Origin of the sequence: Amycolatopsis sp. NBC_01286 (assembly GCF_035982555.1) — a bacterium.
Classification (GTDB): domain Bacteria; phylum Actinomycetota; class Actinomycetes; order Mycobacteriales; family Pseudonocardiaceae; genus Amycolatopsis.
Map to the genome: position 1 here is coordinate 3,815,944 of NZ_CP108428.1, position 26,580 is coordinate 3,842,523.

The 26,580-nt window shown below is 72.3% G+C and carries 18 protein-coding genes; 12 read left to right on the forward strand and 6 right to left on the reverse strand.

Features of this window, described 5'->3' with window-relative positions; genetic code table 11:
- Positions 1 to 268: 268 nt before the first annotated feature.
- Both OG570_RS18510 and OG570_RS18515 read left to right on the forward strand, forming a co-directional pair.
- Positions 269 to 556 (forward strand): WhiB family transcriptional regulator, encoded by a 288-nt coding sequence (locus tag OG570_RS18510; RefSeq protein WP_247063648.1) that lies wholly within the window; start codon positions 269 to 271, stop codon positions 554 to 556.
- A 313-nt stretch (positions 557 to 869) separates the two neighbouring features.
- Positions 870 to 4,148: a glycosyltransferase family 2 protein gene (locus OG570_RS18515; RefSeq protein ID WP_326957941.1), complete on the forward strand. Its 3,279-nt coding sequence runs from the start codon at positions 870 to 872 to the stop codon at positions 4,146 to 4,148.
- Between the two features lie 685 nt (positions 4,149 to 4,833).
- Here the strand turns inward: OG570_RS18515 and OG570_RS18520 are convergent.
- Entirely contained in the window at positions 4,834 to 5,298 is a 465-nt protein-coding gene (locus OG570_RS18520; protein ID WP_247057535.1) for a metallopeptidase family protein, read from the reverse strand.
- A 79-nt stretch (positions 5,299 to 5,377) separates the two neighbouring features.
- Between OG570_RS18520 and OG570_RS18525 the strand changes: the two genes are divergently transcribed.
- The 5 genes from OG570_RS18525 to manA all read left to right on the forward strand — a co-directional run bounded on the left by OG570_RS18525 (position 5,378) and on the right by manA (position 9,846).
- Positions 5,378 to 5,734, forward strand: coding sequence for a DUF3499 domain-containing protein (locus tag OG570_RS18525; RefSeq protein ID WP_326957944.1), 357 nt, complete (start codon positions 5,378 to 5,380; stop codon positions 5,732 to 5,734).
- 80 nt (positions 5,735 to 5,814) lie between these two features.
- Positions 5,815 to 7,170 (forward strand): phosphomannomutase/phosphoglucomutase, encoded by a 1,356-nt coding sequence (locus OG570_RS18530; RefSeq protein ID WP_326957945.1) that lies wholly within the window; start codon positions 5,815 to 5,817, stop codon positions 7,168 to 7,170.
- An 89-nt stretch (positions 7,171 to 7,259) separates the two neighbouring features.
- On the forward strand, positions 7,260 to 7,484 hold the full coding sequence (locus OG570_RS18535) for a Trm112 family protein (protein WP_247057529.1): 225 nt from the start codon (positions 7,260 to 7,262) through the stop codon (positions 7,482 to 7,484).
- Complete coding sequence (locus tag OG570_RS18540; protein ID WP_247057526.1) at positions 7,468 to 8,562, forward strand: hypothetical protein; 1,095 nt, start codon at positions 7,468 to 7,470, stop codon at positions 8,560 to 8,562. The genes OG570_RS18535 and OG570_RS18540 overlap by 17 nt, the downstream gene beginning before the upstream one ends.
- Positions 8,563 to 8,616: 54 nt before the next feature.
- The gene (gene manA, locus OG570_RS18545; protein ID WP_326951657.1) at positions 8,617 to 9,846 is read left to right on the forward strand and encodes a mannose-6-phosphate isomerase, class I; all 1,230 of its coding nucleotides are present in this window, start codon (positions 8,617 to 8,619) and stop codon (positions 9,844 to 9,846) included.
- 773 nt (positions 9,847 to 10,619) lie between these two features.
- On the opposite strand, the gene OG570_RS18550 is transcribed toward manA, so the two are convergent.
- Positions 10,620 to 13,571: an AfsR/SARP family transcriptional regulator gene (locus OG570_RS18550; RefSeq protein ID WP_326957948.1), complete on the reverse strand. Its 2,952-nt coding sequence runs from the start codon at positions 13,569 to 13,571 to the stop codon at positions 10,620 to 10,622.
- A gap of 236 nt (positions 13,572 to 13,807) precedes the next feature.
- Between OG570_RS18550 and OG570_RS18555 the strand changes: the two genes are divergently transcribed.
- The 3 genes from OG570_RS18555 (at position 13,808) to OG570_RS18565 (ending at position 17,287) form a co-directional block, all read left to right on the forward strand.
- Positions 13,808 to 14,725 (forward strand): cation diffusion facilitator family transporter, encoded by a 918-nt coding sequence (locus OG570_RS18555; RefSeq protein WP_326957950.1) that lies wholly within the window; start codon positions 13,808 to 13,810, stop codon positions 14,723 to 14,725.
- Positions 14,726 to 14,806: 81 nt separating this feature from the next.
- On the forward strand, positions 14,807 to 16,342 hold the full coding sequence (locus OG570_RS18560) for an amino acid permease (protein ID WP_326944298.1): 1,536 nt from the start codon (positions 14,807 to 14,809) through the stop codon (positions 16,340 to 16,342).
- 270 nt (positions 16,343 to 16,612) lie between these two features.
- Positions 16,613 to 17,287, forward strand: coding sequence for an LPXTG cell wall anchor domain-containing protein (locus OG570_RS18565; RefSeq protein WP_326944297.1), 675 nt, complete (start codon positions 16,613 to 16,615; stop codon positions 17,285 to 17,287).
- Between the two features lie 66 nt (positions 17,288 to 17,353).
- Here OG570_RS18565 and OG570_RS18570 read toward each other — a convergent pair whose 3' ends face one another.
- Positions 17,354 to 19,612, reverse strand: coding sequence for a hypothetical protein (locus OG570_RS18570; RefSeq protein WP_326960074.1), 2,259 nt, complete (start codon positions 19,610 to 19,612; stop codon positions 17,354 to 17,356).
- 105 nt (positions 19,613 to 19,717) lie between these two features.
- Here OG570_RS18570 and ahcY point away from each other — a divergent pair, with 105 nt between their 5' ends.
- Positions 19,718 to 21,190, forward strand: a complete 1,473-nt coding sequence (gene ahcY, locus OG570_RS18575) for an adenosylhomocysteinase (protein WP_247057517.1) — start codon at positions 19,718 to 19,720, stop codon at positions 21,188 to 21,190.
- 511 nt (positions 21,191 to 21,701) lie between these two features.
- Entirely contained in the window at positions 21,702 to 21,842 is a 141-nt protein-coding gene (locus OG570_RS18580; protein WP_326957952.1) for a hypothetical protein, read from the forward strand.
- Positions 21,843 to 21,900: 58 nt separating this feature from the next.
- Here OG570_RS18580 and OG570_RS18585 read toward each other — a convergent pair whose 3' ends face one another.
- The 3 genes from OG570_RS18585 to OG570_RS18595 all read right to left on the reverse strand — a co-directional run bounded on the left by OG570_RS18585 (position 21,901) and on the right by OG570_RS18595 (position 26,543).
- Positions 21,901 to 23,487, reverse strand: a complete 1,587-nt coding sequence (locus OG570_RS18585; protein ID WP_326957954.1) for an ABC transporter substrate-binding protein — start codon at positions 23,485 to 23,487, stop codon at positions 21,901 to 21,903.
- A gap of 28 nt (positions 23,488 to 23,515) precedes the next feature.
- Positions 23,516 to 25,375: a hypothetical protein gene (locus OG570_RS18590; RefSeq protein WP_326957956.1), complete on the reverse strand. Its 1,860-nt coding sequence runs from the start codon at positions 25,373 to 25,375 to the stop codon at positions 23,516 to 23,518.
- Positions 25,376 to 25,544: 169 nt separating this feature from the next.
- The gene (locus OG570_RS18595; protein ID WP_326951655.1) at positions 25,545 to 26,543 is read right to left on the reverse strand and encodes a hypothetical protein; all 999 of its coding nucleotides are present in this window, start codon (positions 26,541 to 26,543) and stop codon (positions 25,545 to 25,547) included.
- Between the last annotated feature and the right edge of the window lie 37 nt (positions 26,544 to 26,580).

The following is a 26,580-nucleotide window of genomic DNA, read 5'->3' on the forward strand; positions in this document are numbered from 1 at the left end:
GGCGCGTCGCTGACTTCTGCACGCTTCCAGTCTTCCGTATGCCCGGTGTGAAGTTACCGGCGTGTCCCCTTGCGCGATCGGGCCGAAGGGTCCCCCGAACTCGCTACTCCGCTTGACCTGACCGCACTACACGGGTGTAATCACAGTGATGTCATTCGTCGTCGAGGGGACGACGGGTGTCGTTTCACCACCGCCAGCCTGGGGAGTGCTAGGGAGCGAGGAGGCGGACGTGCGGTTGGAAGCCGATGGTAAGGAATGGGGGCACGTCATGAGTTGGGGCGAGATCCCGGAGCAGGCTCTGGGAGATCTCACCGAGCTCATCGATGCCACCGAGGAAGAGCAGGACTGGCAGGAACGCGCTCTGTGCGCGCAGACGGACCCGGAGGCGTTCTTCCCGGAGAAGGGCGGCTCCACCCGTGAAGCCAAGCGGATCTGCCTGGGTTGCGAGGTCAAGGACGAGTGCCTTGAGTACGCGCTGGCCAAGGACGAGCGCTTCGGCATCTGGGGCGGTCTGTCCGAGCGGGAGCGCCGGAAGCTGAAGAAACGCGCAGTTTGAAGCGTGTCCGAGGGGTGAGTTGCGTCCGCGGAAAGCGCGAACCGTGCTCGCGCTTCAAGTGCCTTCTGGGGGTGCAACCCCCAGACCCCGCCCGGGGGCACGTCCCCGGACCCCCGCTGTAGCCGGCTTGCGTGGATCAGCCGGCTCGGCGTTGGGTCACGGGCTGGGTCTTGGCCGGCTTGGCTTGTGTGATGCGCCCACGCAGTTCCACTGCGTGGGCGCTCTGCATTGCGCACGGCGTGGGTTCACCATCGGGTGACGGACCGGGGCCGTAGGGTGGCCGCACCGACCGCCGCCTGATCAGGAGCGTTTGTTGCCCCGCACCGTCGCGCCGCCCGCCCTGCGCACCGCGCCCGTTCTGGCCATTGTGGTCTGTCACAACGGCGAAAACTGGCTGCCGCTGGCGCTTTCCTCGTTGCGCCGCAGCACCGTCGGTCCCCGGCACGTGCTCGCCGTGGACACCGGATCCACCGACGCGACCCCGCGTCTCCTGGCCGCCGCGGCCGACCCGGGCAGTGATCCCGACGCACCTCCGGTGCTCTCCGGCATCGTCACGCTTTCGAGTGAAACCGGCTTCGCCGCCGCGGTGGCGGCAGCCGTCGACCACGCCACCGAGCGCTGGGGCGACCCGGGCGCGTGGCTCTGGCTGCTGCACGACGACTGCGCGCCCGAACCCGACTGCCTCGACGAACTCCTCAAAGTCGCGACGGCGCAACCGTCCGCGACCGTGCTCGGCGCGCTCGGGCTCGACTGGACGGACCCGCGGCTGATCGTCGAAGCCGGCCTGTCGACCGACGCGTCCGGGCACCGGCAGCAGGTCGCCGCGACCGGCGACGACCCGGCCGAGGTGCTCGCCGTGCCCAGCGCGGGCTCGCTCGTGCGCCGCGACGCGTGGGACTCCCTCGGCGGGTTCGACCAGGATTTCCCGTTGCTGCGCGAAGATCTCGACTTCGGCTGGCGCGCGAACGCGGCCGGCGGGCTGGTGCTGTCGGTGCCGGCCGCGCGGGTGCGGCACGCGCGCGCCGTCACCACCGGCCAGCGGCCCGCCGACGCCGTCCCCGCGTCGCTCGCCGCCGCGAACCGCGCCCACGGGCTGCGGGTGTTCCTGGTGAACTGCTCGCCGTTTTCCTTCTGGCTGGGGATGATCCGGCTCCCGCTGCTCTCGGTGCTGCGCGCGCTGGCCTTCGTCCTGCTGCGCCGCACCGGCGAGGCGCGGGCGGAGTTCGCGGCCGCCGCGTACCTCCTCAGTGGACGCGGCGGATTGCGCGCCGCCCGGGCGCGCCGACGGCGGAATCCGCGGCCTGGCACGGTTCGCGGCCTCTTCACCGGACGCGGGACGCGGCTGCGCAACGCCGTCCGCGCCGGCGTCGTCGGCCTCGTGCGCCGCGGTGTGGAGAACGACGTCGCGCTCGGGACGGTTCCTGAAACCGTCGAAACCGAGTCCGCGTGGGTGACGCCGGAAGCGCTCGACGCGCGCGAGAACCGTCCGGTCGGGCCGGACGCGCTGCCCGCCGGCGCGTTGCGCGGGGTCAGCTCCCGCGGGTCCGGGCTGCGGCGGCCGGGCACGCTCGTCGCCGTCACGCTGCCGGAAACCGTGGCGCCGGAACCGGAAACCACGGAAACCACCGAGGAGTCCACTCCGGCGCCCGAGCCGGAGATCGTCTTCGTCGAGGTGAACCGCCGCCGGGTGCTGGGCGCGACGATCTTCGCGCCGCCGGTGGTGCTGCTGGTCGTGATGACGGCGCTGGGGTTGTTCGTCAACCGCGCCCGGCTCGGGCTCGACCTGTTCGGGGGCAAGCTCCTCCCGGTCGGCGGGCTGGGGGAGCTGTGGACGTCGTACCTCACGCCGTGGCACGCGATCGCGGGCGGCACGGGCGCGCCCGCGTCGGCGACCGTGCCGGTGCTGGGCACGCTCGGCGCGGTGTTCGCGCCGATCGGCGGCCCGGCCGCGCTGGTCGCGATCCTCTTGCTCGGGGACATCCCGCTGGCGGCGCTGAGCGCGTACGTGGCGACGCGGCAGCTTCGCGTGCGCCGGTGGGTCCGCGCGGTCGTCGCCGCGACGTACGCGCTGCTGCCGGCCGCGACGGCGGCGGTGGCGCAGGGCCGGCTCGACGTCGTCGTGGTGCACCTGGTGCTGCCGCTCGTCGCGGCGGGCATCGCCGGGCTGCTGGTCCGCGCGGACCAGCGGTGGCTGCACGTGTCGGCGCTCTCGGCGTTCGGCGTCGCGCTGCTCGGCGCGTTCTCGCCGCTGGCGCACGGGCTCGCGCTCGCCGGGCTGCTGATCGGGTTCGTGGTGCTGCCCGCGCCGACCGGGCTGGCGCGGCGGATCGCGTCGGTCGGGATCGTCGTCCTGCTGCCGCTGGCGCTGCTGCTGCCGTGGCCGACGGTGTTGCTGAAGCACCCGGAACTGCTCGTGCAGGGACTGGGCGGCGCGGCTTCGGTGGTGTCCGGCACGGATCTCGCCGGGCTCGACCCGGGCGGGCCGGGCGCGTGGCCGATCGGCGTCGCGGTGATCGCGGCGGCGCTGGTGGCGATCGTCGTGCGGCCGACGAAGCTCGCCGCGGGCGGGCTCGCGCTGGGGGTGCTGGGCGTGGGCGGCCTGGTGCTGGTCCGGCTCGTCACGGCGACCCCGATGCAGGGCGGCGCCGCGGCGCACGGCTACGCGGGGGTGCCGCTGCTGATCGTCGGCGCGGGGCTGCTGTGGGTCGTGCTCGGTTCGTGGCAGCGCGGCGGTGCGGCCGGGGTGCCGTCGACGTGGCTGCCGAAGGTGTCGGCGATCGCCGGGGTCGTGGTGTTCCTAGCGCTGGCCACCGGCGCGCTGGCGGTCGGCGGCCAAGGACCCCTGCGCGCCGGTGAGCGTCCTGCGCTCGCACCGGAGGTCACGGCGGAGCTGGGCGCGTCGGGCCGGTCGGTGCTGGACCTGGCGCCGGACGCGACCCGCCAGATCGCCGGCCGCCTGCCCCACTACGGCGACGACGAGCTGGCCCCGACCCCCGCCACCCCGTCCCGGCTCGCGACGTGGCGCCGTGATCTCGGCCAAGGCGACGCGGCTGCGGTGCAGCGCACTTTCGCCGCCGCGGCGGCGGCGGGCGTGGAGTACGTAGTGCTCCCGCCGGGCGTGGACCCGCAGGCGTACCCACCGCTGGCGAAGGACATGGTCTCGATAGCGGCCCCGACCTCCGACGGCCGTGGTGTGCTGCGCCTGTTGTCACCGGCGGGCCAGGTGATCCTGATCTCCCCGGAGCAGGCGAAGGCGGCGGTCACGGGCGGCGGCGCCCCCGGGAACGCCCCGGGTGTGGCCCCGGTCCAGGCGGGCCTCCCGGACGTCCGGGTCCGGGTATCGGAGGGCCCGACGGGCCGGTTGCTGGTGCTGGCGGCGGAGCAGGAAGCGGGCTGGAAGGCCTCGGTGGGCGGCAAGAGCGTCCCGATCGTCCCGGCGTGGGGGCACCAGGTCGCGGTGTCGGTGCCGCCGACGACATCGGAGGTGACGGTGGAGTACCCGGGCACGGAACGGAACCTGCTGCTGCTGGCCCAGCTGGCGGCGGTGCTGTTCACCCTGCTGACGGCGGTCCCGGCCCGGCGCCGCAGCTGAGCTTGATGTCCCGGTCGGCGCGGTTTCCCTTCGGACACGAACGGCCCGCTGGCGCCGCTTCAGGCACGAGTGGCCCGTTGGCGCTGCTTCGCGCACGAGTGGGCCGTTCGTGCTGTTTCGGGCATGAGTGGCCCGTTCGTGCGGGTGTAGTTGTAAGCGCGAGTGGCCCGTTGGCGCCGTTTCGGGCGCGAGTGGCCCGCTCGCGCTGCTTCGGGCACGGGCGGGTCGTTGGCGTTGCTTCGGGCGCGAGTGGCCCGTTCGTGCTGTTTCGGGCGCGAGTGGGCCGTTGGGTACGGGTGTGGTTGTGGGCGCGAACGGCCCCTTCGCGTCGAGATGGGTGCGAGTGGCCCGTTCGCGCGGCGGTCATGCGGGGGCAGCGATGCGATCGCGGGGGCCGTTGGCGTGGCGTGGGGGGTGGGCGCGAGAGGGCCATTCGTGTCGTGATGGGTGCGACTGGCCCGTTCGCGCGATGCGGTGATGTGGACGCGAACGGCCCGTTCGCGTCGAGAAGGCCGCGAGTGGGCCGTTCGTGCGGCGCGGTGAGGTGAGCGCGACTGGCCCGTTCGTACCCGAACAAGCACGACTGGCCCGTTCGCGCGGCCGAGCCACAGATGCGAGTGGGCCGTTCGTACCCGAACAGGCACGACTGGCCCGTTCGCGCGGCCGAACCACAAGCAGGCCCGGCCTACTCGCCTTCGATGACGTCCGGTTCCACGCCGAGGTACCCCGCCACCTGCTCCACCAGCACGTCGTGCACCAGCTCGGCCAGCTCCGACGGGTCCTTCGCGCGCGCCTCCAGCGGTCGCCGGTACAGCACGATCCGCGCCCGCGTCGGCATCCCCGTGCGGTCCACCCCCGCCGGGACCAGCCTCGACAGCGGTACCGCGCCGTCGTGCAGGATTCCGTCCGCGGGGGCGTGGCCGTTCTCGCGGACCTCGGGCACGTCGTCGACCGCCACGTCCAGCTTCGTCAGCTCGTGGCGCCAGCGCGCTTCGATCGGTTCGAGCGCGTCGAGCACCAGCGCGTCGAACCGCTCCGCGCGGCTCGCGGCGGCGGGCAGGGTCGCGGGATAGAGCGTCCCGCGCAGGCCCCGGCCGTGCCGGTCCCGTCGCAGGCGCCGCCGTTGTCGGTAGTCACGAGCCGTCGCCACCCCGGAAGTCTATGCGGTCGGCGCGTCTCAGCGCGTGTCGCTCCTACGTCCTTGCGGCGACGCGCTATCGTTTCCGATCGTGCGGAGCGTACGGAAGTGTTCGCGTACCGGCTGTCTCGAGCCGGCTGTGGCCACGCTGACGTATGCCTACAGCGACTCCACCGCCGTCGTCGGCCCGCTGGCCACCGCCTCCGAGCCCCACTCGTACGACCTCTGCGAAGCCCACGCGCTGCGGCTGACCGTCCCCAAGGGCTGGGAAGTCGTCCGGCACGAAGGCGCTTTCGCCGCTCCGGACCCGTCGGCCGACGAGCTGACCGCGCTGGCCGAGGCCGTGCGCGAGGCCGGCCGGTCCGACAAGCCCGTGCCGCCGGTCACCGAGCCCGAGGGCCCCTCCGGGCGCCGCGGCCACCTCCGGGTCCTGCCCGGCCGCGCCTGAGCGCGTAACCCACCTCCGGCGCCGGTAGGCTTTCCGCGCGGCGCAGCGGGCGCCGGGACGACTATTCGCGGGGAGACGGCGTGCCAGACCTTTCGGGCATCGTGAAGGCCTACGACATTCGCGGCGTGGTCGGCGAGCAGCTCGACGCGGACCTCGTCCGCGACTTCGGTGCCGCGTTCGCGCTGCTCATCAAGCCCGAGGCCCCCGCGGTGGTGATCGGCTACGACATGCGCGACTCGTCGCCGGGGCTGTCCGCGGCCTTCGCCGAGGGTGTCACCTCGCAGGGCCTCGACGTCGTCAGCATCGGCCTGGCGAGCACCGACCAGCTGTACTTCGCGTCGGGTTCGCTGAACCTGCCGGGCGCGATGTTCACCGCCAGCCACAACCCGGCCAAGTACAACGGCATCAAGATGTGCCGCGCCGGCGCGTCGCCGGTCGGCCAGGACACCGGGCTCGCCGAGATCCGGGACACCGTCGAGCAGGGCGTGCCCGGCTTCGAGGGCCAGCGCGGCACCGTGTCGGAGCGGGACGTCCTCGCCGGCTACGCCGCCTACCTGCGCAACCTCGTCGACCTGTCCGGCAACCGGCCGCTGAAGATCGTGGTCGACGCCGGCAACGGCATGGGCGGGCACACCGTCCCGACCGTCTTCGACGGCCTGCCGATCGACGTCGTGCCGATGTACTTCGAGCTCGACGGCAGCTTCCCGAACCACGAGGCCAACCCGCTGGACCCGGCGAACATCGTCGACCTGCAGGCGAAGGTGCGCGAGGTCGGCGCGGACGCGGGCGTGGCCTTCGACGGCGACGCCGACCGCTGCTTCATCGTCGACGAGCGCGGCGAGCCGGTTTCGCCGAGCGCGATCACGGCGCTGGTCGCCGTGCGCGAGCTGGCGAAGGACCCGGGCGGCACGATCATCCACAACCTGATCACGTCCAAGGGCGTGCCGGAGATCGTCGCCGAGCACGGCGGCAAGCCGGTCCGCACCCGCGTCGGGCACTCGTTCATCAAGGCCGAGATGGCCCGCACCGGCGCGATCTTCGGCGGCGAGCACTCGGCGCACTACTACTTCCGCGATTTCTGGCGCGCCGACACCGGCATGCTGGCGGCGCTGCACGTGCTCGCCGCGCTCGGCGAGCAGGACGGCCCGCTGTCCGACCTGACCAGCGCGTACTCGCGCTACGCGGCGTCGGGCGAGATCAACTCCACGGTCGACGACCAGGTCGCCAGGATGATGGCCGTGAAGGACGCGTTCGGCGTCAAGTCCGGCGTCGAGATCGACGAGCTGGACGGCCTCACCGTGCAGCTGCCGGGTGGCGCCTGGTTCAACCTCCGCCCGTCGAACACCGAGCCGCTGCTCCGGCTGAACGTCGAGGCCGCCAACGCCGAGGCGGTGCAGGCCCTGGTGGAAGACGTCCTCGCGATCATCCGCAGCTGATCCCGTCCCGGGGGTGAAGAGCCGTCAGGACCGAACTGTGTCCGAAACTGTGCTCTTCACCCCACCTCATCGCGTGGTATGGAGGAACCATGGCCCTCACGCTCGACGTCCAGCTCCTCGAGATCCTGGCGTGCCCGTCGCCCGATCACGCCCCGCTGCGTCCCGGGACGCCGGGCGACCCGGAGGCCGACGCCCTGACCTGTACCGAGTGCGGCCGGGTGTACCCGGTCCGTGACGGGATCCCGGTGCTGCTGCTCGACGAAGCGACCGGTGGCCCCGCTGAAAGCGAAGCGTCCGATGCCGACGGTGCTTGACGACTCGCTGCTAGACGACCCCGCGCGCCTGGCCGAAGCCGACAGCGCGGGGTTGCTCCGCGCCGCCGCGATGGCGGGCGCCCAGGTGCGGGCGACCACCGAGCTCGCGGCCGAGCTGGACCTGGCCGAGCGGCTCGACGTGGGCCGGCCGCGCGCCGTCGTGCTGATCGACCGGCCGGGCGTCAGCCGCACGCTCACACGGCTGCTGGCGGCGCTGCTGGCGCCGTCGTGCCCGGTGCCGGTGGTCGTCGCCGAGGTGGTGCCGAGCTGGATCGGCGCGCTCGACGTCGTCTTCGCGCACACCGACGACCCCGGTGACCGCGAGCTCGCCGCCTCGCTGGAGCGGGCCGCGCGCTTCGGCGCGTCGGTGGTGCTCTCCGCGCCGGCGGAAGGCCCGGTGGCCGCCGCCGTCGCGGGCAAGGGCGTGCTGCTGGCGCCGCGGATCCCGGTGCCGCCGGAGCTGGCGTTCCCGCGGGGCCTGGCCGCCGGGCTGCTCACGGCGAACGCGCTGGGCCTGCTGGTCGCCGACGTCCAGGTGCTGGCCGACCAGCTCGACCTGGAAGCCGAGAAGGACTACCTGGCCCGCGACTCGTTCGCGAACCCGGCCAAGGCGCTCGCGCTGCGGGTCGCCGACCGCGTGCCGCTCCTGTGGGGGCTGGACCCGGTCGCCGTCGCCGTCGGCGAACACGCTGCGCACGCGTTCGCGGCCCACGCTGCTACCGTCTGTGACGTCGAGGATTTCCGTCAGGCGCTGGCGCGCCCCGCATTGCGGCGGGCGGCGCAATCGAGTGGCGCGGAGCGTGACATCTTCGCCGATCCGGACGATCCATCAGGTGACATCCCTACCCGGGTGCTGCTCCTCTCGGTGCGAACCGGTCCGGCCACGGACGCGGCGCGCTTCCAAGCCGAGGATCTGCTGCCGGGTGCGGACGTCATCGCCCCGGCCGAGGAGTTCGAGGCGGACGAAATCGTGCGGGCCGCGGTGCTGGCGCTGCGGTTCGAACTGGCGGCGGTCTATCTCGGGCTGGCGGCGGGCAGCATCGGCGGCGCGGGCCGCTTCGAGCCCGTGACGGCGTGAGACCCGCCGAGCACCGGCTCCGGCCGGTGCCGAAGGAGTGGAGTTGAGGTGACAGTGGAGCTGCTGCGCAACGCGGTGCGGCCCTACGCCTGGGGATCGCGGACGGCGATCCCCGAGCTGCTGGGCCGCCCGATCCCCGCGCCGCACCCCGAGGCCGAGCTGTGGATGGGTGCCCACCCGGGTGACCCGTCGCACGTCATCGGTCCCGACGGGACCGAGCGGAACCTGCTGGAGCTGGTCGAAGCCGACCCGCTGAACCAGCTCGGCGAGCGCTGCGCGACGCGGTGGGGCGGGCGGCTGCCGTTCCTGCTGAAGATCCTCGCCGCGGAGGAGCCGCTGTCGATGCAGGCGCACCCGTCGGCGGCGCAGGCCGCGGAGGGGCACGCCCGCGAGGAGAGGCTGGGCATCCCGCGGGACGCGCCGAACCGCAACTACCCGGACCCGACGGCGAAGCCGGAGCTGGTCTGCGCGCTGACGGAGTTCCACGCGCTGGCCGGGTTCCGCGAGCCGGGGCGCACGGTCAAGCTGCTGAAGGCGATCGAGACGCCGGGGCTGGCGAAGTACACCGGCCTGCTCGAGGCGCAGCCGGACCCGTCGGGCCTGCGGGCACTGTTCACGACGTGGATCACGCTGCCGCAGTCGTCGCTCGACGCGCTGCTGCCGGAGGTGCTCGACGCGTGCGTCCGGCACCTGAGGGAGCACGGCGAGTTCACGGCCGAGTGCCGGACGATCCTGGAGCTGGGCGAGACGCACCCGCGTGACGCGGGCGTGCTGGCGGCGTTGCTGCTGAACCGCCTGACGCTGCGCGCCGGCGAGGCGATCTACCTGCCGGCCGGCAACCTGCACCTGTACCTGCACGGCACGGCCGTGGAGATCCTGGCGAACTCGGACAACATCCTCCGCTGCGGTTTGACGCCGAAGCACGTGGACGTCCCGGAGCTGCTGCGAGTGGTCGACTTCGCCTGCGGCGAGATGCCGGTCCAATGCGGCGACGGCGGCGACCGCCTGGCGGTGTATCGCACGGACGCACCGGAGTTCGAGCTGTCGCGCGTCGAATGGTCTTCGGGCCAAGACGACGAGCTGACGGTCGACAGCATCGGCCCGCAGATCCTGCTGTGCACGGCGGGCGACCTCCTGGTGACAGCGGACGACGGCGAGAAGGTGGAGCTGCGCCGCGGCCAGTCGGTCTGGCTGCCGGCCGCCGACCCACCGGTGCGGATCCGCCCGCTGGACGGGACGGGCGCCCAGCTGTTCCGCGCGACGGCGGGAAACTGCGAGGACTGATTTCGCCGGAAAGCCACCAGGATTCCGTGGTCCTGGTGGCTTTTTCGTGCGCGGAGTGGGGCGTGCGTTCTGTGTGCGTTCCGTGTGGCGGGGTTCGCCAGTATCGGTTGTAGGGGTGGTCCTGGAGCCTCGTGCTGTCGATTTCCGGGGAGGAGCGGGAGGTCTCGGACGCTGCTGGGGGTGACGCCGGTCGGTTGCCCGGCGTCGGTGAGCGGGGGCCTCGGGTTCTGGCGGGGGCGTGGTCACGCGGGGAGGCGTGGCTGCGGTCGGGAGGTCAGCAGGGGGCGGGTCGCGTGGGGAGGCGTGGCTGCGGCTTGCCGGGTCGGGTAGTGCTGCAAGGGAGTGCGGGTCGCGCGGGGAGGTGCGGCCGCGGGGTTGCAGGGGTGGTGAAGGTTGCGGGTCGTGCGGGGAGGTACGGCTGCGGCTGCCCGGCTCGGATGGTGCCGCTCAGTGTCGCCGAGGGGGTCTTGCCCTGGTGTCGTGCGGGTGGGCGTGGTCACGCGGGGAGGCGTGGCTGCGGTTGCCCGGTGGGGGTGGTGTCGCGAGGGGGCGGCACCACCCCGCTTCGGCCCTTCAGCAGCGGGGTGAAAGCTCCGCAGGCCTGTGAAAGTCCAGCGGGCGCAAAAGCCCCGCCGCCTGTGAAGGCTCCGCAGCACGTGAAGTCCCTACGGGTGCGAAGGCTCCGCGGGGCGTGAAAGCTCGTGGGTGCGAAAGCTCCGCGGGGCGTGAAAGCTCCGAGTCTGCGGCTTGCGGGTCCGGCGCCGACTTGTCCGTCAGACCGGCTCGGTGAGTGCCAGCAAAGCCCGCCGAAGGGTTGCTGCGCTGGCGTCGCGTGGTTCGGTCAGTGCCGCCGCCTCCGTCGTTGCCTCGGCTGCCGCTGGCTTGTCGCCCGTCGCCTCGTAGGCGCGGTGCAAGACCAGCCATGTGAGGCTCGTCGCGGGGCGGCCGCCCATCTCGCGGAACTCGTCCAGGCACGCTCGCAGCACCGGGATTGCCTGTGCCGCACGGCCTTCGCCGATCCAGCTTGCCGCGATTGCTCGGGTGCACGACAGCTCGCGTGGCCGTTCGTCCAGCTCCCGGGCGAGGTCGCGGGCCGCTTCGAAGGCCTCTACCGACCGCCGTCGCTCGCCTCGGGACGCTTCGATCGCTCCCAGCGTGCGCAGGGACTTCGCGAGCGACGATCGGGCCGGTGTTGTCCGCAGCAGCGTCACCGATTCCGTGATTGCCGATGCGGCTTCACCAGGCCGTCCGCTGAGGAGGAGCGACCACGCGACGCCGTGCAGGGCGATTCCCAGCTCTCGTGGCTCGGCCGATTTTCGGGCCAGTGCAACAGTTTCCTCGTCGACGGCTAAGGCGTCGACGACCCGGCCTAGCCGGTGCAAGGCGGCCGACTCCGCGGCTCGGACCCAGCTCAGGTCGGCCGCGTCACCGTCCACAGTGAACAGCTCGCGTGCGTGTGCGGCGGTGTGCAAGGCCTCCTCCGCGCGGCCCAGCCCGATCAGGCAGTGCGCCAGGTTGGCCGACACCCAGGCGTGGGTGCGGCGATCGCCGTGCTCCTCCAGCTTCTTCGCGCATTCGCGGTAGCCCGCCGCGGCCTCCTCGTACTGGCCGCGGGCGTGGCGCAGCAGCGTCAGGTTGGCCTCGGCGATCGCCGCCAGCGGGCGGTCTTCGCCCGCGGCCGCGAGTACCGTCTCGTACCCCGCGCGCATGTCGGCGTAGTGCCCCTGCAGGTACAGGTACCCGCTGAGCCGGTCGAGCAGGAGCAGCGCGTCGTGCCGGCGGCCCAGCCCGCACAGCGTGCCGACGAGCAGCAGGAGGTTCGCGCGTTCGGCGGCGAACCAGCGCTCCGGCCGGGCCAGCAGCCGCTCGACCAGCTCGGGTGGCAACGGCTGCGCGGGTGCTTCCCGGGCCAGCGCCGGCATCGGCACGGTGCGCGGCAGCCGCGCCGCCGCCGTGTCGGCCAGGGCGAGCGTGGCCGACAGCACCGTGCGCAGGCCGCCGCCGTCCGGGGCGTCGAGCTCTGTTGCGTAGAGGCGGACGAGGTCGTGCAAGCGGTAACGGCCTTCGCCGGTCTCGTCCGGGCCACCGGACTCCAGCAGGCTGGCCTCGACGAGCTCTTCGACGGCCTCGTCGGCCCCCGGGTCGTCGATCAGCGCGGTGACCGCCCAGGCGGGCAGGTCGAGGTTGGTGCAGCGGCCGATCAGCCGGAACGCGCGCCGCGTGAGCGGGCGGAGGCCGTCGTAGCTGAGCGCGATGCTGCCGCGGACGCCCAGGTCGCTGACCGTCAGCTCGTCGAGCCGGCGGACCTCGTCCTCGAGCCGGTCGGCCAGCTCGGCGAGCCGCAGGTGCGGGCGGATGGCCAGCCTGCTGCCCGCGATCCGCAGCGCCAGCGGCAGGTGGTCGCAGGCCGCGATGATGCGCGCGGCGTCGGCGGGTTCCCGCGCCACGCGGCCGCCCGCGAGCCGGGTCAGCAGGCTCGCCGCGTCGGCGTCCGGCAGCGGCCCGAGCGGCAGCCGGTGCGCGCCGGCCAGGCCGCTGAGCCGGCGCCGGCTCGTCACCAGGACGGCGCAGCCCGGCGTGCCCGGCAGCAGCGTCCGGACGTGCTCGGGGTCGGTGGCGTCGTCGAGCACCACCAGCACCCGGCGGTCGGTGAGCCGGCCGCGGAACACCGCCGCGCGGGCGTGGACGTCGTCCGGGATGGCCGGGCCGGTGACGCCGAGCGCGCGCAGCAGGTCGGCCAGGACGTCACCGAGGTCACGCGGGCCGGACGGGACGTACAGCTGGCCGTCCGGGAACCGCGCCCGCAGCCGGTGGGCGGCGCGCACGGCCAGGGTGCTCTTGCCCGCGCCCGGCTCGCCGCTGAGCACCGCGACGGGAACGCCGTCACCGCTGCCCAGTACTCCGGTGAGTTCCGCGACTTCGGCGTCCCGGCCGGTGAAGTCCGCGACGTCCGGCGGCAGCTGGCACACCGGCCAGACCGGGGCGGGCAGCCGCGGCACCGGATCCTCGCCGCGCAGCACGGCCGCGTGCACCCGGCGGGCTTCGGCGCCCGGTTCGACGCCCAGCTCCTCGATCAGTGTGGTCCGCAGCCGCCGGTAGATCTCGAGCGAATCGCCCTGCCGGCCGGCGCGGTGCAGCGCGGTCATCAGCTGCGCGGCCAGCCGTTCGCGCAGCGGGTGCTCGGTGATCATCGCCTGCAGCTCGCCGGTCAGCTCGCCGTGCCGCCCGGCGGTCAGCTCGGCGTCGACGCAGTCCTCGAAGACGGCGAGCCGCTCGGACTCCAGCCGCGCGACGTCGGCCTCGAGCCGCGGCACGGGCAGCCCGGCCAGCACCGGCCCCCGCCACTGCGCGAGCGCCCGCCGGTAGTGCTTCGACGCGGCGACGGCGTCCCCGGCCCGCTTCCCCTCGGCGGCGGCCGCCCGGAACGCGAGCAGGTCCAGCTCGTGCGGCTCGGCCCGCAGCCGGTAGCCGAGCGGCCCGTGCTCGACGCGCAGGCCGTCGATCCGCTCGCGCAGCCGCGAGAGGTAGGTGTGCAGGTTCGAGGCGTACGACTTCGGCGGCCGTTCGGGCCACAGCGCTTCGACCAGCACGTCGACGTGGACGTGCTGGTTGGCGTTCAGCAGCAGCACGGCCAGCAGCGTGCGCTGCCGGGCTCCGCGCAGCACCGGCCACTGGCCCGGCGGGCTTTCGATCGCGAGCGCACCGAGCACGGCGAAGTACGCCATGTCACCTTCCTGGACGGGCGAGCAGGGAGGGCCACGGTAGCGGAGGGCACCGACAGAATCGGGCGCGATGCGGCCCGGGACAGGGAGCCGTCCAGGCTCCGGCCCCGACGGCGTCCGCCGGGCCGCGCACCCCGGCCGCTGCCATCGGCTGAGTGAAATCGCGGCCGGTGGGGACCCGCCGGCGGCTCGCCTATTACGCTCCACCCGGACATTCAGGACCTACCCGGGGAGCGGTCGTGTCAGCTGGAGGCGGAACCAAGGCGATCATCGCCGCGCTGGGAGCCAATGCCGGGATCGCGGCCGCGAAGTTCGTCGGCTTCCTCGTCACCGGGTCGTCGTCGATGCTGGCCGAGTCGGTGCACTCGCTGGCCGACACCACGAACCAGGGCCTGCTGCTGCTCGGCCAGAAGACGTCGAAGCGCGCGGCCGACAAGGAGCACCCCTTCGGCTACGGCCGCGACCGGTACTTCTACTCCTTCATCGTCGCGCTGCTGCTCTTCACCCTGGGCTCCGCCTTCGCGATCTACGAGGGCATCCACAAGATCGGCGAGCCGGAGCCGCTGTCGTCGCCGATCGTCGCCGTGATCATCCTGCTCGTCGCGGTGGGTCTCGAGGGCTACAGCTTCTACACCGCCGTCGGCGAGTCGAAGAAGATCAAGGGTGACGTCAGCTGGTGGGGCTTCATCCGCCAGGCCAAGGAGCCGGAGCTGCCGGTCGTCCTGCTGGAGGACGCCGGCGCGCTGCTCGGTCTCGTCCTCGCGCTGCTCGGCGTCGGGCTGTCGGTGGTCACCGGCAACCCGGTCTGGGACGGCGTCGGCACCCTCGCCATCGGCCTGCTGCTCGGCGTCATCGCGATCATCCTGATCGTCGAGATGAAGAGCCTGCTCATCGGCGAAGGCGCCAACCCCGGGGTCCTCGCGACGATCGTCGACGAGCTGGCCGCGGGCAAGGTCGAGCGCGTCATCCACATCCGCACCCAGTACCTCGGCCCGGACGAGCTCCTCGTCGCGGCGAAGCTCGCGCTGGTGCCCGGCCTCGACACCGCCGAGGTGGCCACCGCCATCGACGACGCCGAGGCGCGCGTGCGCTCGAAGGTGCCGGTCGCGAAGCTCATCTACCTCGAGCCGGACCTGGACCGCAGCCTCGCGAGGTAGCGCTTTCAGCGAGCCGACCACGGCGTGACCCGTTAGGGTGACCTACTGCGAAACACCCAGGCCAGCCGCAGGAGGTCAACCGTGCCCGGAACGGGATTGTGGCGCACCAAATCCATCGAGCAGTCCATTTCGGACACCGACGAACCGGACACCAAGCTCCGGCGCAACCTGAGCGCCTGGGACCTCACCGTGTTCGGTGTCGCGGTCGTCATCGGCGCGGGCATCTTCACGCTCACGGCGCGCGCGGCCGGTGACTACGCCGGCCCGTCGGTCTCGCTCGCGTTCGTGTTCGCCGCGATCGCGTGCGCGCTGGCGGCGCTCTGCTACGCCGAGTTCGCCTCGACCGTGCCGGTCGCGGGCAGCGCGTACACGTTCTCCTACGCCACGTTCGGCGAGTTCATGGCGTGGATCATCGGCTGGGACCTGATCCTGGAGCTCGCCGTCGGCGCCGCCGCGGTGTCCAAGGGCTGGTCGGTGTACCTCGAAACCGTGCTGAGCTACCTGTTCGGCAAGGGCGCCAAGACGACGTTCGACATCGGCAGTGTCACGGTCGACTGGGGCGCGCTGGTCGTCGTGGCGATCCTCACGACGCTGCTGGCCGTCGGCACCAAGCTGTCCTCGCGGGTGTCGATGGTGATCACCGGCATCAAGGTCGCCGTGGTGCTGTTCGTGATCATCCTCGGCATCTTCTACATCAAGGGCGCCAACTACACGCCGTACATCCCGCCGGGCTCGACCGGCGGCGCCGGCGAGACCGGCGTCGACCAGTCGCTCTTCTCGCTGATCGCGGGCGGCGCGAGCAGCTCGTACGGCGTCTTCGGCCTGCTGGCCGGCGCCTCGCTGGTGTTCTTCGCGTTCATCGGGTTCGACATCGTGGCGACCACCGCCGAGGAGACGAAGAACCCGCAGAAGTCCGTGCCGCGCGGCATCTTCGGCTCGCTGATCATCGTCACCGTGCTCTACGTCGCGGTCTCGCTCGTGGTCGTGGGCATGACGTCCTACAAGGACCTGGCCACCTCGGCCGGCGACGGCAGCCACAAGACGCTCGCCACGGCGTTCTCCGCCAACGGCGTCGACTGGGCGGCCAACCTCATCTCCTTCGGCGCGCTGGCCGGCCTGACCACCGTCGTCATGGTGCTGATGCTCGGCCAGGTCCGGATCATCTACGCCATGTCCCGCGACGGCCTGATGCCGCGCAGCCTGGCGAAGACCGGCGGGCACGGGACGCCGAAGCGCGCGACGGTCATCGTCGGCGGCCTGGTCGCCCTCGCGGCGACGTTCTTCCCGGCGGACAAGCTGGAGGAGATGGTCAACGTCGGCACGCTCTTCGCGTTCGTGCTGGTGTCGGCGGGCGTCCTGATCCTGCGCCGGACGCGCCCTGACCTGCCCCGGGCGTTCAAGGTGCCGCTGGTGCCGCTCATCCCGATCCTGGCCATCCTGGCCTGCCTCTGGCTGATGCTGAACCTGACCGTGCTGACCTGGCTGCGGTTCATCGTGTGGATGGTGATCGGCGTGGTCATCTACTTCGCCTACAGCCGCCGGCACTCGTTGCTCGGCAAGCGTCAGGCCGATGGTGTCGAAGGCGTCGAATCGTCGGCCAAGCCCTCCGGGAGCTGATTCACCCACTCTTTCGTGGTGCGCCCCGCCGACCTGCTTTCCGCAGGTCGGCGGGGTTTTTTTTCGGACCGGTGCAGAACGGACGTCACGAGACGATCTTGCTTTTGGTGCCCAAAAGGGGACCCCGTGTAGCGAGGCGAGTGACGTGCGATACCTTTCGATCCTTCGTGTGCCACTGACGGGTGAGTTACAACAGTGTGATTTCACGCTCAGTGGTGCCGCGATCACAAATTTTCCAAGGTGTCCCCCCGCCTGGCACAGGAGTTCTGAATGCGTAGTCGTACCCTCCGCGGCTCGGCCGCGATCATCGCGCTCACCGCCGCCGCCCTCATCGGCACCGCCGGTTCCGCGCTGGCCTGCCACAGTGACGACAACCGCCCGCACCCGACGCCCGGCAAGGCCACGCCGTGCGCCGAGGGCACCGACCTCGGCCAGGGCGACGTCGTCGCCAAGATCACGAACAACCGCCTGGCCATCACCAAGGTCAACGAAGGCGTCACGGTCAAGCGCATCGTCGTCATCGGTGGCGACGACGGCTTCAACGACTACACCCCGGGCGCCCGCGGCCTGGACAAGAACGCCCCGTGGACCGACCTGCGCGCGCCGTTCAGCCGCAACGGCCACCAGGCCGGCATCGAGAAGTGGTACCTCTGCGGCTCGAAGACGGTCACCAAGCCGACCGAGACCACGACGGCGCCGACCAAGCCGGCCCCGACGACCGAGGCCACGAAGCCGAGCGCCCCGGCGACCTCGGACACCTCGGTCTCGCCGACCAGCTCGACCGCCCCGGCCGTCGTGCCCGCGGGCAACGAGTCCGGCACCGGCGGCGGCCTGGCCAACACCGGTTTCGACAACATGTGGCTCGTGTGGATCGCCGCGCTGCTGATCCTCGGCGGTGGCGGCCTGCTCGCGCTGCTGAAGTTCCGCCGCAAGGCTTCCGAGTGAAGCTGAGCTAGCCCGAAAGTTCCGTGAAGGCCCCCTTACCGGCTCAAGATGCCGGGAAGGGGGCCTTCACGGCTTTCCGGGGAAGTCCGGGAAGAGCAGCCCTTGTACGCCGCCGTTCGGTTTGCCGAGCCCGGCCGCCATCGCGACGGCGTGGTCCCACTCCGCGTCGACGACGTAGTCCTGGTGCCTGAGCACCCCCGGTGCCCAGCGGTGCCGCCCGGTCGGGCCGCGCAGCGGGTCCGGCAGCCAGTGGTCGCCGCCCAGGATGAGGACGCCGTTCTCGTCGGCCTTCGCCTTCAACGGGCCGCAGCCGCCTTCGGCCAGGAAGCCGACGCCGTACAGCTTCCGGTCGGAGACCTCGTGCCGCCACGTCGTCACACCGCCGCCGAAGATGTCCGTGCCGCGGCACAGCGCCCGCCACCGGCCGTCGAGGCTTTCGAAGAGCTGCTCCAGCGACTCCTGCGGCAGCAGCGCGGGGAACGCCCGCTGGTAGCCCCACTGCAGCGGTGAGCCGGCGGTCAGCACGCCGACGCGTTCGCGGTCGGTCTCCGGCAGTTCGGCCGCGAGCCGCGCGGCGGCCATGACCGTGAGCAGGCTGCCGAGGTTGTAGCCGGACAGCACCACCCGCGTCCCCGGCTCCTTGAGGTGCTCGCGCACGCGCGCGGCCAGTTCGGGGACGACCTTCAGCGCGTAACACGGCGGCACGGTCGGGTGCGCCGCCCGCGGCCAGAAGCAGACGAGGTCGGCGAGCGCTCCGAGGTGCCGGCTGCGCTGCGGGGTGCGCGCGGCCGTGTAGACGACCCGCAGCAGCCCCGCCGCCAGCGCGCCGAGCGCGACGACGCCGATCGCCGACAGCGGCCCGAACCAGCCGGGGACCAGGCCGAACCCGAACCGCAGCACCAGCAGCGCCGCGCCGCCCGCCGACATCGCGGACGCCACGGTGAGGGCCAGGTGGTGCAGGTGCCGCCGTTCCCACGCCGACCGCGCCCACGCCGCCGCGGCCTGGGCCTCCTGCTGGGCGTCGTGCTCCATCAGCCCGACGATCGCCGGGATGCCCCGCCGCAGCCGGCGCACCGGGACGGCGACCGCGAAGCCCAGCAGGGACAGCACCGCCGCGAGCGCCAGCCCGGCGCCCCACAGGACCGTGACCAGCAGGTACGTGTCAGGCACCTGCAGGAGGCCGGCCCCGGAGAGGCGTCGGACGGCTTCCGCGAGCCCGGCGCCGAACCCACCGCCGAGCAGCCCGGCGAGCGCGAGCACCGGCGCGGCCGCCCAGCCGCCCGCCCACGGCCGCAGCCGGCGCGGCTTGTGCTTCCAGGTGGGCCGGGCCAGCAGCGCGGCCGGGGCCAGGAACAGGGCGAACAGCACGGTCACCGCGACCAGCGACGCGCCGAGGCCCTCGACGACGCCGTTGGTCCCCGGCAGCCGGCCCGGGCCGGGGCGCAGCCGCACCGCCGCGACGACGACCAGCAGCACGGCGAACGCGATCAGGCCGCGGCGGGCGATCCGGCCGGTGTCCGTGCCGATCGCCGCGGCGACGACGGCGGCGAGCACCAGCGCCAGCGTGGCGATCCAGACGACCAGGTCGAAGACGGCCCCCGGCACCCGGAACGGGCCGCCGAGCAGCAGCAGCGCGACCGACGCGAGCGCGGCGACGGTGTGCAGCCCGCGCAGCGCCGGTGTCCCGGAGCCGGTGCGCATCCGCAACGGGCCTTCGACGCGGTCGCTCTCGGCGTGCACCGCCCAGCTCGCCGACGAGATCCGGTGCAGCACGAAGATCACCACGAGCAGCGGGAGGACGCCGACCACGATCCGCGCGGGCAGCGTGCGGAGGTTGTCCGGGATCGCGGGCAGGCAGCCCGAGCCGGGGGCCAGGCACTGCGCGGCGAACAGGTCGAGCGCGATCGCCGCGAGCTGGCCCATCAGCAGCATGGTGAGCAGCAGGGCCGCGACGCGCAGCAGGCCGCGGCACACCGCGCCGAGCAGGCGGGGGAGGCGGCGCCCGGGCGGGACCGCCGGCAGCATCCAGAACGCGACGTTGGCCAGCGAGAACGGGAACAGCAGGGCCCAGGTCGCCTTCGCGGCGCCCCCCGACGTCATGCCGTGCCAGAGGTAGCCCTCGAGGGTCCGCGGGATCGACCGGCCCAGGGCCGGCAGCACCGGTCCCGGCGCCGGCCGCCGCAGCCGGTCCGCCGGGCGGATCACGCGGCCCAGCCCGTCGCCGGCGACGTCGACGGTCGCGACCGCGTCGAGCAGGGTCTCGCCGCTGGTGCCCACGAGGCCGGCGACGCGGATTTCGACGACGCGGGTGTCCGGGCCGGGCATGGGCACGGTGAAGGCCTCCTGAGCTGCTGCGAATCGCTTTCTAGGGAAGGTCGAGCGGACAACGGTAGTGTTCGGTAGTCATCGAGTCTTGGAGGAATCGCCACTATGACCCCCGAAAGCGTTGCCAAGCGGCACGAGACCCGCAACGGCATCGAGTTCGCCGTCGCCGACCTCGATGCCGCCGAATTCGGCCGCAAGGAGATCCGCCTCGCCGAGCACGAGATGCCCGGACTGATGGCGCTGCGGCGCGAGTACGCGGAGGTCTACCCCCTGCGCGGGGCGCGGGTCTCCGGTTCCCTGCACATGACCGTCCAGACCGCCGTGCTCATCGAGACGCTGGTGTCGCTGGGTGCCGAGGTGCGCTGGGCGTCCTGCAACATCTTCTCGACGCAGGACCACGCGGCCGCCGCCGTCGTCCTCGGCCCGAACGGCACGGCCGAGGAGCCCAAGGGCGTCCCGGTCTTCGCCTGGAAGGGCGAGTCGCTCGAGGAGTACTGGTGGTGCACCGAGCGGATGCTCACCTGGGACGGCGAGGGTCCCAACATGATCCTCGACGACGGTGGCGACGCCACCATGCTCGTCCACAAGGGCACCGAGTTCGAGAAGTCGGGTGTCGTGCCGGCCCCGGACGAGAACACCTCGGACGAGTTCCGCGTGTTCCTCGAGCTGCTGAAGGCGTCGGTCGCTTCGGACACCGGCAAGTGGACGAAGATCGGCGAGGGCATCCGCGGCGTCACCGAGGAGACCACCACCGGCGTGCTGCGGCTGTACCAGCTGGCCGCGGCCGGTGAGCTGCTGTTCCCGGCGATCAACGTCAACGACGCCGTGACGAAGTCGAAGTTCGACAACCGCTACGGCATCCGCCACTCGCTGATCGACGGCATCAACCGCGGCACCGATGTGCTGATCGGTGGCAAGGTCGCGGTCGTCTGCGGTTACGGCGACGTCGGCAAGGGCGCGGCGGAGTCGCTGCGCGGCCAGGGTGCCCGCGTCATCGTCACCGAGATCGACCCGATCTGCGCGCTGCAGGCGGCGATGGACGGCTACCAGGTCCAGACGCTGAAGAACGCGCTGCCCAACGCCGACATCGTGATCACGACGACCGGCAACAAGGACGTCGTGCTGGTCGAGGACATGGCCAAGATGAAGCACCAGGCGATCCTGGGCAACATCGGCCACTTCGACAACGAGCTCGACATGGCGGGCCTGCAGCGCTACCCGGGCATCCGGCGGATCACCATCAAGCCGCAGGTCGACGAGTGGATCTTCCCGAACGGCAACACGATCATCGTGCTGTCCGAGGGGCGCCTGCTCAACCTGGGCAACGCGACCGGTCACCCGTCGTTCGTGATGTCGAACAGCTTCTCCAACCAGGTGATCGCGCAGGTCGAGCTGTTCACCAAGCACGAGGAGTACGACAAGGAGGTCTTCCGCCTCCCCAAGAAGCTCGACGAGAAGGTCGCGAAGATCCACCTCGACGCGCTCGGCGGCGAGCTGACCAAGCTCACCAAGGAGCAGGCCGAGTACATCGACGTCGACGTCGAAGGCCCGTTCAAGGCGGACCACTACCGCTACTGAGCCTTTCGGCAGGTCAGGCCGCCCCGGACGTGTCCGGGGCGGCCTTTCTGTTGCGCGGCTTGAAGCCGAGGGACGCAGCATGAACGACCTGGTCACCGAGGCCCTGCGGGGCGTGGTGGCGCAGGGGAAGCCCGCTGGAACGACGCGATCGCCTCGTCGCCGAAGGCAAGCTGCTCGTCTTCGAACCGGAGGGCGAGGCGCCGGGGCACGACAAGCTGGAAGAAGTCTCGCGCGGCTGGGGCACGGCCGTCGGCGAGGCGCTCGACTGGACGCGAGGTGACCGCTTTCTACGCCGGCACGAGTGCCGTCGTCGGGGCCTACCTCACTGACGAGGCCGATCACGTCGAGCTGCGGAAGCTGCTGATCGACGGTGGGCACCTCGCGCTCACCAGCGAGCTGACCCGGCTGGAGTTCGCGAGCGCGGTCACCGCGGCCCAGCGGACCGGGCGCATCCCGGACGCCGAGGAGTTCCTGCACCAGTTCGACCAGGATTCGCGAACGGTGCTACCCGGTGCGCACCCTCGACGCGATCCACCTGGCTGTGGCGATGCACGACACGGCGGAGCTGACCGGCGGCGCGCCGGTGACCTTCGTGACCCGGGACGATCGCCAGGCCGAGGCGGCCAAGGCCAACGGGTTCGAGGTGCTGTGAGCGGCGGACCCGCATAGCCCGTTGTCCCGCCGGCGGGAAACCGGCGGCGCGTCCCCGGTCAGCAGGTCGCCGGGTCTCCCGGGCCCGCCGGCACGCTTGTCGTGCGGGCCGGGCGGGATCCGGTCGCCGGTGGCAGGGGACAGACCCGGACCACGGGCGGGCCGGCGTCGGCCCGGTTGCCGCTGTTGTCGAACGTGATCATGCCGCCCGCGCCGCGGACCGCTTGGCCCGCCGCGGAGAAGCCGCTGATCGCCGTGTTCACCTGGCTGCGCTGGACCGGTTTCGCGGCCGGCAGGGTGCGCAGGGCTTCGGACACCGTGACCGTCGAGTCGTAGGCGTTGACCGCCCAGCCGTCGTCGATGTCCGCCAGGTCGAACCCGGCGCCGGTGAAGGACTCCTCCAGATCGGCGAACCCGGGGTTGTCCGGGCGCTTCTTGTCGGCGCCCGAGACGAGCGTCGTGAGCAGGCGCACCTTGCCGGTGGCGAAGCTCGCCGACCGCACGGCGCGGACCCGCAGGTCCTCCAGCATCGGGTTGTCCTCGACCGCGCGGAGCCGCTGGCCGTCCGACGTGCTCACCACGGCCACCGACGTCGCCGCGCACTGCCCGCTGCCGAACGCCTCGTCGAGGCTGAACAAGAGCCGGGCCAGGTCGCTGCCGCGGGCGATGTACACGACGGTGACGTCCTTGGCCGTGCCGCAGATCCGCCTCGCCGTCTGCAGCACCGTGCTGGACTCGTCGGCGTCGAACTTCACCTCCGTGACGTCGCCGCCGAACCGGCGCTGCACCATCGGCAGCGCGGTGCAGGTGTACGGGTCGGAACCGCCGGTGGGCACCATGATGAAGTCCGGCCGCGCGGTCACGACGGCGGCGAGCCGGTCGATCTGCACCCGGTTGCGGTAAGCGACGCGGTAGAAGTAGTCCCGCCCGATCCCGTGCTGGTAGGTGATGTCCGGGTCGCACGAGTCGAACTGCGGCTGGTCCTCGCGCGAGCCGGTCTGGTCGAAGCCCTCCGCGGTGATCACGTCGGACACCATCGGGATCTTCGCGCCGGCGAACAGGTCCGCGGTCCGGGCCGCCTGTTCCTGGCTCAGGCCCATCCCGACGACCGCGACGACGTCCGGCCGGTCGGCGAGCGCCTGCGCGACGTCGAGTCCTTCGCTGTCCGGGCCGTACGCGCCGATGTTCGCGACCACCAGCCGCATCGGGTGCACGCAGCCGGTGCCGTTGGCGTGGCGCTGACCCGCCGCCATGCCTTCGAGCTCGTGCACCGCGCGCCCGCCCGTGTAGCGGTCGGTCATGGTCACCAGCACGCCGACGGTCACCGGCGTGCCGTCCGGGTCGCAGCTGTCGGCGGCCGCGTCGTTCTGGTGGTCGATCGTCTGCAGCACCGGGGCGAACCGGTCGAGGCCGAAGGCGTACGAGCCGTCGGACAACCCGACGCACTCGCCGGCGGCGGACCAGGCGGCGGTACCGGGCCAGCCGTCGTTGCAGGTGGCCAGCCGGCCGAGGTCCTGCCGGAAGACGACGACGCCGGTGGCGGTGACGGCCAGCAGGACCACGAGCCCGAGCCGGAGCCAGTCGATCCACAGTTTCGGGAAGCGGTCGGCACGGGGCACGACCACCCAGCGGTAGCGCGAGGGCAAGGTGGGGTCCTTCCGGGAGGTGGGGCGGTCAGCGCCGGGGCCACATGAGGAACGGCGGCCGCTCGTCGCCGTACCCGGCCAGGTGGGTGAGGCTGTGCGAGGCGAGGGTCTGCAGGGTCTTGCGATTCCACGCGGAGGTGAGGCACGGGTCGTGGAGTGCGGGGAACACGCCGAGCAGCACGACGATGTGGTCCACCGGAGTCGCGGGCTGCTTCGGACCGCAGACGGCCGCGAAGTCCCGTTCCCGGGGGTCCGGGGTGGCGGTGACCTCGTCGAGCAGGGTCAGCCAGTCCGCGGCCCGCAGCTCCCGCAGGAGGCCGGCCAGCTCCTTGGCCACGACCTCCTTGCCGCTCAGCAGCCTTTCGTGGTGCAGCCGGCCGGCCGGGTCGTCGGGCCCGGCGCGGTCCCGCAGCTTCCGGAACACCGCCGTCCAGCCGGTCGCCGGGTCGTCGCGGGCGGCGAGGAGCCGCAGGCCGGCGTACCGGGCCAGTGGGTGCAGGCGGCCGCCGTCCGCTCCCGGCGGCGACCACAACGTCGGTGACGTGAACACGGGGGAGCCGATGCCGATCGGGTGCGGCAGCAGCGGGAGCAGCCCGTCGGCTTCGCGCCGATCCCGGGCGCCCGACAGGGTCACGAGCGCCTCGAACTGGGGCTCGTCGACGTCCTTGCGCGCGCTCAGGCCGCGGGCGAACGGTTCCAGCAGCCGGTGTTCGATCGGGACGTCGCCCGGTCCGCGGCGGCGCAGCAGGCCGTCGAGGTCGTCGGCCAGCTCGGGCGCGGCGACGAGCGCGCGCAGGACGATGCCCGTCCCCTCCGGGTGGCCGTGGGTGAGGTGGTGGGTGATCAAGCCGTACCGGCGTCCGCCACCCCAGTCGAAGCTCTGGGCCAGCAGGCAGACCTCCTCCTGGCCGAGGTCGGCCGCCGGCACCCGCACCCACGGCCGGGCCGGGCCGGCCGCACCCGCCCAGCCGGTGTCCGCGGTGAGCACGTCGGCCAGCGCGCCGGCGGAGGCGACGGCCACGTTCACCGGGTCCGGCAGGCCGGCGCGCGTGGCGGCCAGCCCGGCCCGGACGCGGAGCAGCGAGCCGATGAAGGCCGACGGGCCGGGCAGGTCGGCGTCGTCGATGAGCACGAGCACGTTCGGTGCGGTGCCACGGGCCGACTCCCAGCTGTGCCGCAGGTCCGCGAGCAGGGCCGCGACCAGCAGGTCGGTCACTCCTTCGCGCAGGTCGGCACGGTCACTGCGGGCCCGGTTGCTGAGGTCGATCAGGATCTGGGCGGCGTTGTAGCGGAAGCCCTTGTCCTGGTGGCCGAACCAGGCCACGAGGCCGTCCCAGTCGATCTGCCGTTGCCAGGCCCGCTTGCGCAGGGCCGCCAGGACGCCCGCGGCCACCTGCTTCGCGATCGCGGAGGTGACCGCGGCGACGGGTGGGGCGGCCTGGTTCGCGGCCAGTTCTCCACCGGCGGCCACCAGGCCGACGACGAACTTGGTCACCGCGGCGGGCTCGCTGTAGGCGGCCAGCACCACCTTCAGCCGGCTCAGCGCCGCGGCCGCGGTCAGCCCGGAGAAGTCTTCGCTGAGGACGATCTGCGCGATCACCGTGCGCGGGAACTTGACGTCGTAACCGCGGATTCCCGGGGTGAGACCGAGCATTACGGCGGTGAGAACGCCGCGCACAGCGGAATCCGCGGGTTCGCCGTTGTCGTGCGGTTGAACCAGTGCTGTCGGCGTCTTTTCCTGGTATTCCTCCAGCGTTTTCCGCAACGCCGTGGAACGGCCGGAGCCGCCGGTTCCTTCGAGGACCAGAACCGGCGACGGTGGTCCTCCGGCGTCGGTGACCTGTGCTTCCGCCAGCGCGCCGAGTGTGGTGGAGAGGTTTTCTGGCACTTTTCTCCTTGCCGTCCAGTCTCCCCCGACTGGAAGGCAATACTTTAAACGCCGATCCCGGGACCCGTCCCGGAGTAGTTGTGCTCAAACACACTCTTCACCCATTCGAGTGAATCGTGCACTCGCAGGGTAATCAAATTCCGTTCAATTCGGCGGGGCGTTGCGCCAATCAGTTCCACTCCACCGCGACCCCGGCCAACCCCGGACCCGCGTCGTTGAAGAAGGCGCTGCTCACGCCGCCCATGTCGCACGCCAGCTCCTCCGCCACCACCGGCAGGGCGTCGTCGCGGGCGCGGACCTGGCGGGTGCAGCGGGCCGGGAGGGCGTTGCGGTCGAACCTCAGCTGGACCAGGTAGCTCGCGCAGCGGTCGCGCAGCATCCGGTAGTAGCCCGGCGACGCCGAACCCGAGTCGTCGCGGACCTCGAAGCAGAACACGTGGATGTCGCCCTCGGCGAGCTTGCGGTCGAACAGCAGCTCCGTCGCCATCGTGTCCGCGTCCGGGTTGCGGCGCATCCGGCCGACCCGGCAGCCCTCGTCCGTGATCAGCTCGACGTCGTCGATCCGGCAGCCTGGATCGCCGTTGTAGACCGTCAGGTAGCGGTCCGGGCCGTGCCGGCGCGCTCGCGTCACCAAGCGGGTCCTGAGGCTGACCTGGCGGTGCTCGGCGTCGAACGTGATCGTGTCGTGGACCGACAGCAGCTCGAGGTCGCCGTTGTAGTGGTTCGACGACGGGTACGCGCCGAGCTCGGCGAGCAGGTCCTCGACGATCGACCCCATGTCACCGGAACGGAGGTCGTGGAACGACGCCGCCGGCTGGTGGCCGCGGCGGACCAGTCGCGGGCCGATCAGCACCACGAGGGCGTCCGCGGGCAGCTGGAGGACCGATTCCAGGGCCCGGACCGCCGGCAGTGCCTTGGGCACCTCGGGCTGACGCAGCCCGCGTTGCCAGTAACTCAGCGTCGACTGTCCGATTTGGACCCCGCGCAGCGCGAGGTGCGCGCGCAGCCGGGCGAGCGAGAGGCCGCGGTAGGCGATCGCGAGTCTCAAGGCATGGTGGAATTCGCCGGTCCGGAGCGCTTCGGTCAGCTCTTTCGGCAGTTCGGCGACCGATGCCCGGGTCGCCCGGGCGCCATCGATGATCAGTGGAAGGTTCCCGTCTTGTACCACCGCTCGTCCCTTCACCCGACCAGTGTGTGCGCTGGGC

Bases quoted from the DNA above. Each gene is read 5' to 3' on its own strand.
- OG570_RS18540 (WP_247057526.1), top strand. From the start codon at position 7,468: ATGCCGACGGTGCTTGACGACTCGCTGCTAGACGACCCCGCGCGCCTG.
- OG570_RS18570 (WP_326960074.1), bottom strand. From the start codon at position 19,612: ATGCCCGGCCCGGACACCCGCGTCGTCGAAATCCGCGTCGCCGGCCTC.
- ahcY (WP_247057517.1), top strand. From the start codon at position 19,718: ATGACCCCCGAAAGCGTTGCCAAGCGGCACGAGACCCGCAACGGCATC.
- OG570_RS18550 (WP_326957948.1), bottom strand. From the start codon at position 13,571: ATGGCGTACTTCGCCGTGCTCGGTGCGCTCGCGATCGAAAGCCCGCCG.
- OG570_RS18510 (WP_247063648.1), top strand. From the start codon at position 269: ATGAGTTGGGGCGAGATCCCGGAGCAGGCTCTGGGAGATCTCACCGAG.
- OG570_RS18565 (WP_326944297.1), top strand. From the start codon at position 16,613: ATGCGTAGTCGTACCCTCCGCGGCTCGGCCGCGATCATCGCGCTCACC.
- OG570_RS18535 (WP_247057529.1), top strand. From the start codon at position 7,260: ATGGCCCTCACGCTCGACGTCCAGCTCCTCGAGATCCTGGCGTGCCCG.